The sequence below is a fragment of the Bradyrhizobium sp. SZCCHNR2028 genome (assembly GCF_032380995.1).
Lineage (GTDB): Bacteria > Pseudomonadota > Alphaproteobacteria > Rhizobiales > Xanthobacteraceae > Bradyrhizobium.
In genome coordinates, this window is sequence record NZ_JAUHJF010000007.1 from 34,975 (window position 1) to 50,140 (window position 15,166).

A 15,166-nucleotide genomic window follows, 5' to 3' on the forward strand; every position below is an offset into this window, starting at 1 on the left:
ACCGATCGCATCACAGCTCCCGCAATCGGTGGTTCGATGATCGCCGCCGCGGCGCTCGCCGGCGTTGCGAAGGATTGCCTGAGCCGTGAGTCCGACCAGCGCCCCTCGGCTGATCGCCGCCCATGGAGTGACTCGTGTTCGGAGATTGAGCGTTGAGCGCTGCAAGTCCAAAAGGACGCGAGCTTCTGATCGACTTCTATCGAAGCTGCGCGATGCTGTTCGTATTCTATCATCACACAGCCAACGTCTTTCCGGACTCCGTCGATCTGTTCACGAAATTCAACCCCTTCGCCGAACTGTTCGTCGTGATCTCGGGGTTCATGGTCGGGTACGTTTATCTGCACAAGGAGAGACACGGAGAGCTCGTTGTCCGCGGGTTGAAGGTGCTCGCCGCCTATTTCGTCATCTCGGTGCCGGTCGCGATGGGCATGGCTGTCCTGGGGAAGAAACGAGAGCCGGTGGGGCAGGCGATTTTCGACGTTCTGACGTTCCAGTCCGAGCCGACCTGCATCACGATCCTCAAATTCTACGGGTTGATGTTCCTGCTGCTTCCGTTGATCCTGCTGGTGTTCAAGCGCCGCAGGCTCCTGGTGCTCGCGTTGTCGGCTGCGATCTTCGTGGCCTGCACCTGGTTCAGCAATACGACCACGGCAACCGAGTTCGAGAATCCAGCCGTCATTCTGTTGCTGTTCTTGCTCCAGGCGCAGATGTTCTTCATGATTGGCATCTGGCTCGGAGATCTCCATCGGTCCAACCGCTTGATCGGACCCGCGTTCTACACGGCGCTGGCGGGGATCTTCATCTTCGGGCTGCTGCTCGACTACGGACTCGGCTTTCCCAGCAATGGCGAAAAATACCCCTATCGGTTCGACAAGCTCCTCAACCTGCTTTGGACATTGCCGCTGCTGTTGGCGATGTTGTGGGCGGTGTTCGCGCGCACCCGGCGATCGCCGGCGGTCGCGCTCATCCTCAACGTCGGCCAGAACTCGCTGATCGCGTTCCTGGGGTCGGAGGTGGTGCGGCAAGCGGTCAAACTCGCGCTCCTCCTGGGCGGCGTTCACCCGCAGGTCTACGGCCAGACAATGATGGGCCTGTTCGATGTGGTCCTGGTGACCGCGGTGCTTTGGCTCTACCGGGCACGCTGGCAGAACCGCCAGACAGTGCTGCACCCGCTCAGCGGGCCGTAGCGGCGTCTTTCGCCTGGAAGTGTTGCTCCAGTGCGCTTGCTCGAATCCTCCCGGGCGGCTTAGCTCATCGCTAACCATTGGCCGCTAGCCTCTCGAGACGCCCGAGGAGGCATGAACTGATGTGGGTGATAACGCTTCATTTTGCAGCCGGGGTCGTTGCCGGGACGATGTTCACGGTTCGCACGCTGCTGGCGCTCGCCGCGATCGTCTTCATGGAGTCTATCGCGGCTTCGATCGTCAGCGGGCTGTCGGCCGCGCTGTATGCCGGCGCCGGTCTGATTGCAGTCCAGGTGGGCTATCTCTCAGGCGTCTATGTCCGCAGCGCTCTGGAGCGTGCCGGCATCGCCCATCCCTCCATTCGCCCCGAGCACCAGCGCTGACGGCCGATCTCTTCTCTGTCACCGGCTCATTCGATGGCGCGCGCTGACAGACCTACTCGGCCATCACGCTCCCGTAACGAGCGTAATATTTATGGTTGTAGTAGTCGCCGAAGTGATTGGCGTAGCGCTTCAGCGCCTTCATGTTCGTCTTGTTGAGCACGACGCCGAACAGGGCATCGTAGACGTTGGGAGCTGTGTTCAGCGCGTGCTCGACCACCTCGGCCGGCGTGCGTCCCCATTCCACGACGAGGACGAAGCTGTCGAGCAGCGCGGAGATGGCGCGCGCGTCGACAACGGGCGCGAGCGGCGGAAGATCGACGATGACGTAGTCATAGGATGCCCGCAGCTGCTCGAACAGCTTGCGCATCTGCTCGTTGCCGAGGATATCGCTGGTGTCGCGCTGTGCGGCGCCCATTCCCGGCAGAAAATCCAGGCGCGTCACCGGGTCGGTCCAGACTGCGTCTGCGAGCTGGCATCCTCCCAGGACGATGTCGGCGATCCCGGTGCCGGCATCGGGGGCCAGCATGGCGGAAAGCGACGGATTCCTGAGGTCGCAATCGACCACGATCACCCGCTTGCCTGAATTTGCGATGAGCTGAGCCAGCGACGCGGCGATGATCGACTTGCCTTCGTTGGGCAGGGCGGACGTCAGTCCGAAGACCTTCCGCGACGTCCGGCTCGGATCCTGGTCGATGGCGACTTTCAACGAGCGGATGGATTCGGCAAAGCGCGAGGTGGGCATGGCGGATGCGGCCCAACAGGTCCCGGGGCCTCTCGAGACCATGCGCTGGCTGCTGTCGGGTTCGGCCTTGTCGGGGTCGGCCTTGGCAACGGCGTTGACCGTCGCCTTCTTGGTGAACCTGTCGACTTCGCCTCGTTTGAGCAGAGGGACGACTGAGAGGCAGGGCAGGCGCAGGCGATCCTCGACCTGGTCGGTCGTCCGAAAGCTGCGGTCCTTGACCTCTGCGAGCAGGCCCAGGCCGCCGCCGAGCGCCAGGCCGCCGAACAGGCCGATCGCCATCAGCACGATGGACTTCGGCTTGATCTTCTTCTTCGGCGGCGTGGCCGTTGAGATCACCCGCGCCTTCGCAATCGGGAAGGAGCCCTGCTGGACTGAGCCCATGTAGCGCTGAAGGAAGGTGTCGTAGAGGGAACGATAGCTCTTGGCGCTGGTCTCCAGCTCGCGGAGGCTGAGCTCGGCCGCCCTGGTATCCTGCGACCGGACAACGGCCTGCGCCAGCTGCTTCTCGATCTCCTGCTGCTGCTGCTTGGACTCCTCGTAATCGTGCTTGGCGACGTCGGCAAGGCGCCGCACCTCGTCGACGATGGCCTGGCGGATGCTCTTCATCGTCGCGCGAATATTGACGACCGCGATATGATCCTTGCCATATTTGGCGGAATACTCGTACTCGCGCTTGGCGCTATCGAGATATTGCTGACGCAAGCTGTTGATGATGAGCGTGCTGTTCGAATTGCTCAAGGAGAGACCGTCGGGCGGATTGACGTTGCCGCTGAGCTCTGCCGGGGAGAAGTCGGAGACCGCGGCTACGCGGTCGATCGTCATATCGGCATTGCTCGTCGCGAGCATGTCGTCGAACCGATTGAGCCGGGTCATCAGCGAGGCGGTACGCGTGCGCACCGCCACCAGACGGTTGGTGAGCTCGGTGACCTGCTGCTGGTCCATGAACCTGCCGTCGGCCGAGACGATGTTGTACCGGCTTTTCAGCTCGTTCACGGAGCGTTCGGCGGCGGTCGCGTCGTTGCCGAGATCTTGCAGGCGGTCGTGAAGCCAGGCGGTGATTGTGCGGTGCTCGTTCGCCTCCGCCTTCAACTGCTGATCGAAATATTCCTTGACGATGGCGTTGGCGATCATCGCCGCCCGATTGGGGTCGCTGGCGCTGAAATCGACCTCGACGACCGTGCTCGTGCCAATTCTGAAGGCGTTCATCCTGCGCTGGAATTCGTCGAGGAGATCGTCCATCGAGGGCCCGTTCGGCTGCGGCGCCGAACTCACGAGGCGGCGAACCGCATCAACCGCACCATGCAGCGGGCTGGCTTTGCCGTTGAAGTCGGGATCGTCCGCCAGGTTGAGCTTGTCGATGACCGCTGTCGCGATCGACTTCGATTTAAGGATCTCGATCTGCGATTCCATGTCGAGCGGCGGCTCGTCCTGAACCGGCGGTTGCGGCTGCACAACTGCGGCTTTCGAGGTGCCGAGCATGATCTTGACGTCCGCCGAGTAGGTGGGCGGTAGGATTTTCAGCAGGGCGAAGCTGGCCACGAGCGAAAGCACGGTGGTGATCGCGATCACCAGATAGTGCCGGCGCAGGAATCCCAGCGCCATGTCGAACGGTCCGGGTCCGCTACGTTCCCAACCTTGCTCCTGTGGAGAGGGGGAGGCAACCGTGCTCGCGTTAGGATTGTGCAGCATTTTTGTGAGGCTTTTCAGTTGCGCTTCGGACGTCGGAGCCGCCCGGTTGCCTGCGAGAACGAGGATCTTGTTTTATAACCATTAAATGATATTGGAGTGCCGCGCGATTTAATTTATATTAAATCTGATTTTGCTCAGCAAGTGGCTCTGCAAAATTAAATGTCGCCTGCGTGGAGGGCGTGCCTTGCGCCTGCGGGGGCCTTCTCGGCCGGCCGGATGGCGGCGTCCTGGTCGTCCGCATCCCGGTATTTGGCTGCCGCGTAACGGCTTGTAACAGTCACTCCCGGCCCATTGCCAAGCCGCGGGTTTTGGGCATCAGTCCTGGCGATGAGCATGCCTGCGGCCACGCTTTTGATGGTGGAGGACGACCCGGAGATCAGCCGGCTGGTCAGCGATTTCATGCGCCGGGAAGGGTTCGAGATCGAGGTCGCCGCCACGGCGCCGGCGATGAATGCCGTGCTGCGAAGGCTGCGGCCTGATCTCATCATTCTCGACCTGATGCTGCCGGGAGAGGACGGGCTTTCGATCTGCCGCCGGCTGCGGCAGAGCGACGACATTCCCATCCTGATGCTGTCGGCCAAGAGCGACGAGATCGATCGCGTGGTCGGGCTGGAGCTCGGCGCCGATGATTACATGGTCAAGCCTTTCGGACCGCGCGAGCTTCTGGCCCGCGTTCGCGCGCTGCTGCGGCGCTCCCAGGCGAGCCCACCGCGTGACGCGAGCCGGCGTTTCGGTTTCGACCGGTTCGTGGTCGATGTCGATGCCCGCAGCATCGAGATCGTGGATGCGCAGGCCGCGCCGATCCAGCTGACCTCGGCGGAATTCGACCTGCTCGCCTGCTTCGTGCAGCGGCCACGGCGGGTGTTGAGCCGCGACCAGATCCTGGACTGGACGCGCGGCCGCTCCGCCGACCCGTTCGATCGCACCGTCGACATGCTGATCTCGCGGCTGCGGCGCAAGCTCGATGCCGCAAGCCCGGGAACGAACCTGATCACCACCGTCCGCAACGGCGGATACCTGTTCACGGCGACGGTGAGGCCGGTGGCGTGATGATGCGGCTGACGCTTGCGATGCGTATCGGCCTCATCGTCATCATCGGCCTGCTGGCGATCTGGATCGTCACCTTGGCGCGGTTCTACCGCGCCCGTACCGCCGAGCTCGAAGGCGCGACGCCGCCGCCGACGCGGCTGGCCGCGCTCGCCGAGCTGATCGAACGAACGCCCGGGACGGAGCGGGGCCGGGTCGTCGATGCCGTGTCCTCCGACCGCTTCGAGGTCCGGCTGGTCGGGGCCGACGCGGCGGTCCGGCCTCCTCGGACAGAGCCCGCGCCGGTCCGGTCCGGATTGCGCGACGCCTATGCCCGCGCGCTGGGTGCGCGCCCGCTGACCATCACCTCCGTGCCCGAGCCGGAGGGCCGGTGGTTGCCCCGGCTCGCGCGGGCGCCGCAGAATGCCCTGGAGTTTCGCATTGGCCTGAACGGCGGCGATGTTCTCGTCGTGGACTCGCGCTCGTCGCTGGTGCTGACCCAACAGGGGCTGCCGATCGGCTTCGGCGCAGGCCTGTTCGGAACGGTGGTCGCGCTGTTCGCGCTCCTGATCATGCAGCGTGAGACGCGGCCGCTGGTGCGCCTTGCGGCCGCCGTCGACCGGGTCGACCCCGGCGGGGCGGCGGTACCGTTGCCCGACGTCCGCCGCAATGCGCCAGAGGTTCGCGCCGTGGTCACGGCGTTCGGACGACTGCAGGACCGGCTCGCCGATCTGATGCAGGCGCGCATGGCGCTGGTCGGCGGCATTGCTCACGACGTTCGCACCTTTGCCACGCGGCTGCGGCTGCGTGCCGACCTGATTCCGGATGACGCCGAGCGGCAGCGCGCCGTGGTCGATATCTCCGACATGATCCGTCTGCTCGACGACGCGCTGCTCGCGAGCAGGGCGGGTGCCGGCGAGCTGCCGCAAGAGCTCGTTGCCTTCGACGAGCTGGTGCGCGCCGAGGTTGAGGATCGCCGCGCGCATCGGGCGCGGGTGCGCTTCGACAATGCAGGCGACGGGCGCGAGCTGCTGATGCTGGGCGATCGCATCGCGCTGCGCCGTATCGTCGCCAACATCATCGACAACGCGCTCAAATATGGCGAGGCGGCGCACGTCTCGCTGCAACGCCAGCCGGAGCACGCCGTGCTGACGGTCGATGACGAGGGGCCTGGGATTCCCCGCGACCAGCGCAAGGCCATGCTGGAGCCGTTCACGCGCCTGGACACGTCGCGCAATCGCGGCACCGGCGGAGCCGGGCTCGGGCTGGCGGTGGTGCGGACGCTGGTGGAGGCCCATCGCGGCAGCATCGAGATCACCGACGCGCCGCGCGGCGCCCGCATCGTCGTGCGGCTGCCGCTGTTTCTCGACGGACCCGGCGACGTGCATTCCGATCCGGCGTGATCGACGGCGGCGTGATCGGGGCGCTGTCTTTGAGTGGTGGCAATCCGTCGTTATTCTCGTAAAAGTTGAGGATGACGACGTAGCGGGCGGGAAGGATGCCATGGCCTCCGTCGTCGCCTCACGTGAGGTCGACGATGCGCCTTGCGCCGCTTGATGATCGCGTGGAGATTGTGATAGGTATTCGATGCATCCTCATTGCATCGCCACGCGGATTGAACTGGGCGCGGCGCCGATTTTGTAAACCCATAGTACCGAATGTCATTCAACCGCACGGGCCGCGCGGACCGCGGACCCGTGCGCCGATGGACGACGTCGTACCGGCTCGCCCGGGCACGAACGTCCGAGGTCAGGGCAGGATCATCGACATGGCAGCAAGAAAGACCCGCGTGGCGATATTGGGCGGCGGCATCGGCGCGTTGAGCGCAGCCTTTGCCTTGAGCGAGATCGATCCGCGCGGCGAGCGCTACGAGGTCACCCTGTATCAGCTCGGTTGGCGCCTCGGGGGCAAGACTGCCAGCGGACGCAACGCCAAGCAGGGCCAGCGCATCGAGGAGCACGGGCTGCATATCTGGGCCGGCTTCTACGAGAATGCCTTCACCATCCTGCGTGCAGCGCTGAAGGCACTCGATGCGCCGCCGAGCGATCCGATCAGGACGATCGATGATGCGTTCAAGCGGCAGAACGAGATCTTCTACGCCGAGGACATTGACGGCCAATGGTTGCCCTGGCCGTTCTGGTTCCAGCCGGATGTCGATGAATCGGTCTATCCTGGCCGGGACAGCCTGTGGGCACCCGCCGACAACATCGTGCCGCCGCTCTCGACCCTGCTGCTGCGGACCATCGCGAGCATCATCTTCAACCTGAACTACTACCTCGACGACTGGCCGGGCGACCAGAATGCCGAGCTGGCGAAGGTGATCGCCGCTATGCCCGCCGAGCGGCGGGCCCGGCTGGCGGCCGTTGCGCCTGATGGCAAGGGCCATCCGCTGCTGCTGCTGGCCCACCGCGTCGGCGAGAAGCTGCACAGTGACGTCGAAGCGATCCGCCGAGATGCCCAGGGCGACATGGCGGCGCTGCTCCATGCGTTCCGCGGCATCGTCAAGCAGCACCAGACGATCGACGGCCTCGAGGAAGGCCTGCGGCGGCTGTTGATCCTCACCAATCTCGGCATCTGCATGCTGCTCGGCATCATCGAGAACGACTGCCTGACGGACGGCCTGGAGGTTCTCGACCGGTACGAATTCCGCAGCTTTCTGGCGCAGCAGGATGAAGAGGCCGCCAACAATGCCATCGTGACCGCCCTCTATGAATACATCTTCGCCTTTCGTAACGGCTCCCGCGAGCCGTCGCAGCAGCAGGTGTCGGCCTGCTCGGCCGTTCAGGGACTGCTGCGGCTGTTCTTCACTTACAAGGGCGCGTTCTTCTATAAATCCGTCGTTGGCATGGGGGATACGATCTGCACGCCGATCTACCAGGTGCTGGCACGGCGCGGCGTGAACTTCAAGTTCTTTCACAAGGTCACGAGTCTCGAGCCGACCGAGGACGGCAGCAACATCGCGACCATCCACATCGACAAGCAAGTCGAGTTCGTCGATGGCAAATATGATCCCCTGGTCCTGGTGAAGGATTACTGGTGCTGGCCGTCCGAGCCCAAATGGAAGGAGATCGAGAACGGCGAGTACTACGCGCTGAAAGGCTACAAGTTCGAGAACGCTTATGGTCCTCCCAACCCGCCACAGCCGCCCCCGGCGGCGCGGCTCAGCCTGCAGCTCGGCGAGGATTTCGACAAGGTGGTCCTCGGCATCTCGGTCGGCGCGCTCAATGAGATCTGCCAGTCTCTGGTGCAGCAGAAACCGGCCTGGGCCGACATGGTCGACAATCTCCCAACCGTGCGCACCATGGCGCTGCAGCTCTGGCTCGACTGCGCGGTCGCAGATCTCGGCGGTCCCTACGTGGCGCCTGGGCCGTCGCTCGAGACGATGGGGCCGATCGTCACCACCTGCAAGCCGCCGCTCGACACCTATTCCGACATGTCGCAATTGCTGCCGGCCGAGGACTGGCCGGCGCCGGGGCCGCGCTCGGTCGCCTATTATTGCGCCATCATGAGCGACGAGAGCGCGCCGAACAATGAAGAGCTGGCTGCTGATTATGTGAAGGGCGCATCCAACGACTGGATGACCTCGTGGCTCGATACGCTGTGGACCAACATCGGCAGCGGCAGCACGTTCCGCTGGGATCTCCTGCATGCGCCGAGCGACATCAGCGGATCGGCGCGGCTCGACTTTCAGTTCTGGCGCGCCAACATCAATCCGAGCGAGCGCTACGTGCTGAGCCTGCCGGGCACGCTGCGGCATCGGATGGAGCCCGGCAAGTCCGGCTACGACAATCTCTTCCTCGCCGGCGACTGGACCCGCGTGCCCGAGATCAACGCCGGGTGCGTGGAGGTCGCGGCGATGTCTGGCCTTGCCGCCGCCTCGGCGCTGTCGGGCGTCTACATTCCGATCGTCTCGACCAGTCCCGAACCCTACATCACCAACGCCTACGTCAACTACGCCGGATGGATCACGCTTCCGCCGGCTCCCTACCTCTGCAACGACTCGACCTTCTACGGCTTCGCCGTGCCGGCCGACCTCGGCGCCTGCCAGCGATTTCTCGACCGCTCCTTCAACCGCGTCGCCGGCCGCGACCAGTTCCGCGTGATGCTGGACATGGCCTTCGTCAACGTCATCCAGGTGCGCAAGAGCCAGGCCGCCACGCCGCCCTTCGCGGAGCAGGGCACGATGTCCGAGACCGATATCGGGCTGTGGCTCCTGGTCGGCAGCTATGAGCGCGGCGCTTTGCTGCCGAAATCGATCGGTTTCGTGCCGGCCTATCTGTTCGTCGACAATGCCTGGTCGGTGGTTGCGGGGCAGGAGCTCTGGGGCTTTCCCAAATATCACGCGACCATCGCCCAGCCCGCCAGCGCACCATCGAACGATCCGTTCGACGTCTCGGGGCTGGCGATTGCCAGCTACGGGCCGGAGGCCCACGCCTCCCAGCAGCGCATCATCCGAATCGAAGGCACGGCGGGATCGCTCCCGACGGCAGCGGCCTCTCCGGCGGATGCGTTCCAGCAGCTCTGTGCCGGGGCCGACCAAGAGCGAATGAAGCAGCTCACGAGCGGGCCGGGCATGGCGTCGTTCCTGGGCGGCGTCTGGGGCCTGCCGATCCCCGTGTTCTATCTCAAGCAGGCGCGGTCGGCGGACAGCCTCACCGCGGCGAGCTACAAGACGCTGTTGAACGGCGCGCTCGACCTGACGGGGCTGCGCAGCTGGCAATTGCAGTCGGGCAACTGGTCGATCGAGATGAGCGCTCTCGACAGCCTGCCGTTCATTCGCGACCTCGGGCTCGGCACGCCCGTCGACGGCAAGCTCGTGCTGACCGCGACCACGCGCATCTGGGCCGAGATCGATTTCACCGTCGCCATGGCCAGCCCCATGGCCTGAGCAGCTCGTCACGCCGATTGTCGCCTCGGCGCGTCATCGTCGATGGCGGCGAGCCGCGCCGCTGCCCGGCGCAGGAACGCCGACGCGCCTTGCGCCTCGGCGACCGTGACGGCCTCGCGTAGCGCGGCCGTCACCTGCCCCGGTGCGGTGTCGGGCAGGGCGGCCAGGATCTCGGCGCGCCGCCGATGCAGCGGCGACAGGAAATAGCCGTCGCCATAGCGCCGCGCGGCGTCGATCGCCGCGTCGATCGTCTGCATCGCCTCGGCCGTCTTGCCGACGATCAGTTGCAGGCCGGCGACCTCGCCGAGATAGAAGCAGGAGAAATGCATCATGCCGAGCGTCTGGAACGCCGGCAGTGCCTCGCACGCAGCCGCGAGCGCCTCGTCTGGATTCTTGCCGAGATGGCCGCGGGCGTGCGCCTCCAGGCTGCCCGCCACCAGCTGATAGAGCGGATAGCCATGGTCGCGGCAGATGCTCAGGGCCTCCTCGGTCGCGAGGAGGACATCCTCATAGTCGCCGCGTGCGAGCTGATAGAAGGCGAGCCACGACAGCGCCCAGGCGAGGTCGAACGGGCGTCCGAGCCGGCGCGCATGCGCGATGAGATCGCTGGCGATCGCGGCCGCGCCGGCATCGTCTCCCATCGCATGCAGCACCTGCAGCAGCGAGGCCTGGCCGGCGACCAGCGGATCCTGCGAGGACAGTTGCGGCAGCCGCGCGCCGTCCGACACCTGATAGAGCTGCACCGCGGCGGCCAGCAGCCGGCGCGCGGCGGGGAGGTCGCCTCTGGCGAAGAGAATGTAGCCCAAGGCAATGCCGCTCTCGATCCGGTGCTCGGGGAGGCCGGTCTGTTCGCCGATCCCCAGGCACAGATGCGCCATCTCCTCGGCACCGTCGAGATCGCCCGCGATGATCAGGAAACTGCAGATGCCGCGCAGCACGGCGAACAGGCCGGCGGTGTTGCCGAGCGCGTCGCAGATCGCCCTTGCCTCGGAAAGCGCCTTGCCGACCTCGGGCACGGTGTAGCCGCGCGAGGCGGCGAGGCTGACGGCAAGCCCGATCAGGAGCTCGAGCTCCAGTCCGGCGCGCTCGCCCTCGGCGGATTGATGACGCAGCAGGTCGAGCGCCGTTTGCAGATGTCGTGCCGCTTCGACATGCGCGGCGCGCGAGGCGGCACGCCGACCCGCGGCCGCCCATAATGGGATGGCCTCGGCGATCGCGCCACTCTCGGTGAAATGGTAGGCCAGCAACTCCGGCTCGGTGTCCCGCGTCTCGGGAAAGCGATCGCGCAGCACGGCCGCGATCCGGCCGTGCAATGTCTGGCGTTCGCGCCGGAGCAGGGACTCGTAGGCGGCGTCGCGGATCAGCGCGTGCTTGAACGTGTAGAGGCTGTCGGGCGGCGCGCCGCTGCTCTCCACGAGGCCGGACTTGACGAGCTGATCCAGGCTCTCGCCGAGCCTGGCTTCGGGCTCCGCCACGATGGCCGACAACAGATCGTAGCTGAAGCGGCGGCCGATGGCGGCGCCGAGATTGGCGATCCGTCGCGCCGGTCCCAATCGGTCGAGCCGCGCCACAAGGGAATCCTGCACCGAGGCGGGGATGGCCACGCTCGCATGACCGTCCCAAGCCGGCGCCGCCGAGGCTTCGATGACGTACTTCGCGAGCTCTTCCAGGAACAGCGGGATGCCCTCGCCGCGGCTCACGATCTGGTGCAGCGTCGTCGCGGGCAGCGCGGCCGAAGCGGCCACATGGGCGCAGATCCGCTCGGCGTCGCCGTGACTCAATCGTCCGAGCTGGAGCCGCGTGACCTGCGGGCTCGCGGCCCAGGGCGGCTCATATTCGAGCCGCGCCGTGACCACGATCAGCCAGCGGCGTTGTCCGGCGCGCCGGATCGCCCGATCGAGCAGCTCCAGCGTGGTCGTGTCGCTCCAATGCGCGTCTTCCAGCACCAGCAGCGCGGGCCCGGTCGGCACCATCAGGTCGATCAGCCGGAGCAGCGTCTCCCGCGTGACCTCCGAGCGCTTCTCGACGGTCATCGTCTGCAGGGGACCGTCCGGCTCGGGAGCGACGCCCAGGACATCGGCGAGCACGGCGCGCGCCGTGGCGTCGCCGACGCCGTGCTCGTTCATGAAGCGATCGAGCTTGTCGCGACGCGTCGCAGCGCCGTCGGAGCGGTCGAAGCCGGCGATGAGCGCGAGCTGTTCCGAGATCGGATACAGCACGCTGTCACAGCGGGTGGGGCTGCAGTACCAGATCATCTGCAGTTGGGAGACGTCGGCCACGCGCCGGCGCAGCTCCTCGACCAGCCGCGACTTGCCGATGCCCGGCTCGCCATGGAGCAGCACCACCTGTCCGCTGCCGAACCGCGCCGCCGCCCAGCAATCGAACAGACGCGCCAGCTCCTGGTCGCGTCCGACCAGAGGGGAGCTTTCGCCGCGAATGCGGGCGTGGAAACGGCTCGCGACGGCGGCTTCCTCCAGCACCTCGAACGCCTCGACCGGTGCGGCGAATCCCTTCAGCGCGAACGTGCCGAGATCGCGGAAGTCGAACATGCCGCGCGCGATGCGCTCGGTCGTCCGGGCCACGACGATGCTGTCGGGGGCGGCGATCGATTGCAGCCGCGCCGCGAGATTCGGCGTCTCGCCGACGATGTCGACCGGGCGGCCGTCGGCGCGGGGCAGCAGGTCGCTGACCACGACGAGGCCGGTTGCGATGCCGATGCGCAGACGCAGCGCCTGTCCGTGCGGCGCCTCGAGCCGGCCGACGGCGTCGCGCAGGGCGATGGCGGCGCGGATCGCGGTGGCCGCATCATCTTCCCCGGCACGCGGATAGCCGAAATACGCGAGCACGCCGTCGCCGGCATATTGCGTGATGGCGCCGCCATGGCGGCCGATGACGTTTTCGCAGGTCGTCAGGAAGGCGTCGATGACGCTGGTCATATCCTCCGGATCGAGCCTGACGGTGAGCGAGACGGAGCCGACGAGATCGCAGATCAGCGCCGTGACCTGCCGCCGCTCGGCGCGATGCATGCCGAGCAGGCGCGAGTTCGTCGTCGTATCGGATGACGGCTGCCGCAATACCCCGCCACACCCGCCGCATACGTCCGAGCCCGGTGGATTGGGGCGACCACAGGTTTCACAATCCATCTGCGTTCGGGCTCCCGGACACGGCTACGGAATGCGAATGAGCGCGAAGCGCGGAGCTGGCGATGCGGGCGCGGTCACGGCGTCCGTATCGACCGACGTCGCGCGCCGAGCGCGATGCATCGGTTTGCGGTACTGGCATTTTGAGCGCGACCAGGACCGGCTGATCATGTCCAACTCATAGCGCATTCGTGGCAAGGTAGCAACGGTGCCGCAATACTCGCGATCGCTCCGGGGAGCGGGAACGATGTCGGACGGCTCCCTCGGGAGTCCTCGATGCTGGCGGGACCGTTCAAGGCTGCGACGATTTGCCTTCGATGTGGGCACAACAGGTCGCCTCTCCTGCGGAGAGAGTCGCGCATGATCTCGCGATCCCGCGGCGGATGCCCCGTCCGGGTGATGCATCGTGAGGCCCCCGGGAAAGCGTGAGGGCGCAGGGAAGGCCGGACCTCGACTGAGGCCCGTGGCCCGCCTGCGAAAAAAATGCAGGCGGCAGGTACCACAGGTCAGCCGGAAATCCGGCCCTCCCTGCGCGATGGTTGAACGGCTGCTTCGCTTTCTCCCTGGTGCGCCGGGCTTTCTGGCCACCATCCCCACGCGAAGCAAAGCCTCGACGTGAGTTGATATCAGCATCGGGATATCAGGACCGAGCGACTTGACCGTGCGTGGCGGATTGTTCGTCGGCGCGAGCAACCCGCGCTGCAATCCACCACGCCCACCGCTCCCCGCCTCGCATGTCGTGACGACCGCGATACGCCCCTCAGCTCGAGACGGGATGGGGGGATAGAACCATGATTTCCGGAAAAACGAAAGTAGAATATTTTCGGCGCGGGGACTGGACAGGCCAAATCAGCTTGATCGCGCAGCGGAAATGCGTTTCTCGGCGCATTGAGCATCCAGCGGTTGCGCCGCCCGTCCGAGCCTGAGATTTGCTGGTCCGACGCTGACGCGTCGTCCTGAAATGACGAAGAGGGTGACCGAGGCGCCTGGCTGCGCCGCTCTGTCACGGCCAGTCGGCGAAGTTGAGGATGGCCCGTGACTGGCCTTTGGTCCGCTGCGACGAAACACCTTTGCGCCACGCGCCCGGTGATTGACCGGTGTGCCTGACGAAGAAGCGGTTGAAATAGGCGCTGTCCTTGAAGCCGAGCGCGAAGGCGATCTGCTTGATCGTCGCGGTGGTGGTTTCGAGCCGGGTCGCCGCCTCCTGAATGACGCGTTGCTGAATCAGCGCGCTCGGTGACCGCTGCAGCATGCGGGTACACAGCGCGTGCAGGCGATCCGGCGTCACGCCGAGCAGCGCAGCGTAGTCGGCGACCCGCAGTTGCTGATGAAAGCGTTCCTCGACGAGCCGGCGAAAGCGGCTCAGGATCTCGGCGCTGGAGCCTTGCGCCTCGCCGGCGCTCTCGTCGGCAAAGAGCCGCCAGAAGCGCAGCACGCACAGGGTCAGCTCCGACGAGATGATCGAGGCCGCGCCGCGCCGTGAGGGATTTTCGATCTCGGCTGCGATCGCCGCCATCGAGCGCGCGATGACCGCGGCGAACTCGGTCGTGACGGAGAAGGCCAGGACGGCCTCCGTGCCTGCGAGGTCGAGATAGGCGGGCTCGGCCGAGGAGGGCAGGTGGCGGTGCCAGAGCCCGGAGCGCAGCCGCAGGAGATGGCCGGCGGAACCGGCCGCGACGTCGAGATGCTCGGCCCCTCCCGCCGGCACCCAGACCAGCGCCGCACCGGCCCAGATCTGGATGTCGTCTTCGGCGAAGCGTACCGAGGCCGTTCCGGCGGTCAGGCAGAGCAGGTGGACGAACGGCCGCGCGGCATCCGAGCGCAGGGCCCAGCGCCGTGCCTCGAAATGCGAGGGAATGACTTCGGCCCCGAGCGCTGCCGGGGTGCCACGGGCCGTCGGCGGCAGCGTCCGAGGCGCGGCATTACGCGCAGTCGCCGCCCCAGAAAAGTGCACTCTTTTACCGGAACTGTCCATTGCGCCACCCAAGCCTGCGGTGTTTCCCTCGTCAAGTCCCGACGACCGCAAACAAAAAACCGCGGACGACGCCGGGGCAGAGGAACGTCACCGATTCACCCGCGCGGTCCGCGCGCGTGAACATGGGAGGAGGACAGAC

The 15,166-nt window shown here is 66.0% G+C and carries 8 protein-coding genes; 5 read left to right on the forward strand and 3 right to left on the reverse strand.

The window, feature by feature from the left end:
* Positions 1–152: 152 nt before the first annotated feature.
* Together opgC and QX121_RS13800 are read left to right on the forward strand one after the other, a co-directional pair.
* Positions 153–1,187: an OpgC domain-containing protein gene (opgC, locus tag QX121_RS13795; protein WP_315812207.1), complete on the forward strand. Its 1,035-nt coding sequence runs from the start codon at positions 153–155 to the stop codon at positions 1,185–1,187.
* 119 nt (positions 1,188–1,306) lie between these two features.
* Complete coding sequence (locus tag QX121_RS13800; protein WP_315739498.1) at positions 1,307–1,567, forward strand: hypothetical protein; 261 nt, start codon at positions 1,307–1,309, stop codon at positions 1,565–1,567.
* 52 nt (positions 1,568–1,619) lie between these two features.
* Here the strand turns inward: QX121_RS13800 and QX121_RS13805 are convergent, their stop codons facing one another.
* Positions 1,620–3,911: a polysaccharide biosynthesis tyrosine autokinase gene (locus QX121_RS13805; RefSeq protein ID WP_315739500.1), complete on the reverse strand. Its 2,292-nt coding sequence runs from the start codon at positions 3,909–3,911 to the stop codon at positions 1,620–1,622.
* 414 nt (positions 3,912–4,325) lie between these two features.
* Between QX121_RS13805 and QX121_RS13810 the strand changes: the two genes are divergently transcribed.
* The 3 genes from QX121_RS13810 (at position 4,326) to QX121_RS13820 (ending at position 9,912) form a co-directional block, all read left to right on the forward strand.
* A complete protein-coding gene (locus QX121_RS13810; RefSeq protein WP_315812208.1) occupies positions 4,326–5,048 on the forward strand; it encodes a response regulator transcription factor in 723 nt (240 codons plus the stop codon).
* Entirely contained in the window at positions 5,048–6,427 is a 1,380-nt protein-coding gene (locus QX121_RS13815) for an ATP-binding protein (protein ID WP_315812209.1), read from the forward strand. The genes QX121_RS13810 and QX121_RS13815 overlap by 1 nt, the downstream gene beginning before the upstream one ends.
* A 365-nt stretch (positions 6,428–6,792) precedes the next feature.
* Positions 6,793–9,912 carry an NAD(P)-binding protein gene (locus QX121_RS13820; RefSeq protein ID WP_315812210.1) on the forward strand — a complete coding sequence of 1,040 codons (3,120 nt, stop codon included), beginning with the start codon at positions 6,793–6,795 and terminating at the stop codon, positions 9,910–9,912.
* Between the two features lie 8 nt (positions 9,913–9,920).
* On the opposite strand, the gene QX121_RS13825 is transcribed toward QX121_RS13820, so the two are convergent.
* Complete coding sequence (locus QX121_RS13825) at positions 9,921–12,986, reverse strand: ATP-binding protein (protein WP_315812211.1); 3,066 nt, start codon at positions 12,984–12,986, stop codon at positions 9,921–9,923.
* A 1,069-nt stretch (positions 12,987–14,055) separates the two neighbouring features.
* Positions 14,056–15,006, reverse strand: a complete 951-nt coding sequence (locus QX121_RS13830; RefSeq protein WP_315812212.1) for a helix-turn-helix domain-containing protein — start codon at positions 15,004–15,006, stop codon at positions 14,056–14,058.
* Between the last annotated feature and the right edge of the window lie 160 nt (positions 15,007–15,166).

Excerpts from the sequence above, each read along its gene's own strand:
- QX121_RS13805 (WP_315739500.1), bottom strand. The coding sequence starts at position 3,911 with ATGGCGCTGGGATTCCTGCGCCGGCACTATCTGGTGATCGCGATCACC.
- QX121_RS13820 (WP_315812210.1), top strand. The coding sequence starts at position 6,793 with ATGGCAGCAAGAAAGACCCGCGTGGCGATATTGGGCGGCGGCATCGGC.
- QX121_RS13815 (WP_315812209.1), top strand. The coding sequence starts at position 5,048 with ATGATGCGGCTGACGCTTGCGATGCGTATCGGCCTCATCGTCATCATC.
- QX121_RS13800 (WP_315739498.1), top strand. The coding sequence starts at position 1,307 with ATGTGGGTGATAACGCTTCATTTTGCAGCCGGGGTCGTTGCCGGGACG.
- QX121_RS13810 (WP_315812208.1), top strand. The coding sequence starts at position 4,326 with ATGAGCATGCCTGCGGCCACGCTTTTGATGGTGGAGGACGACCCGGAG.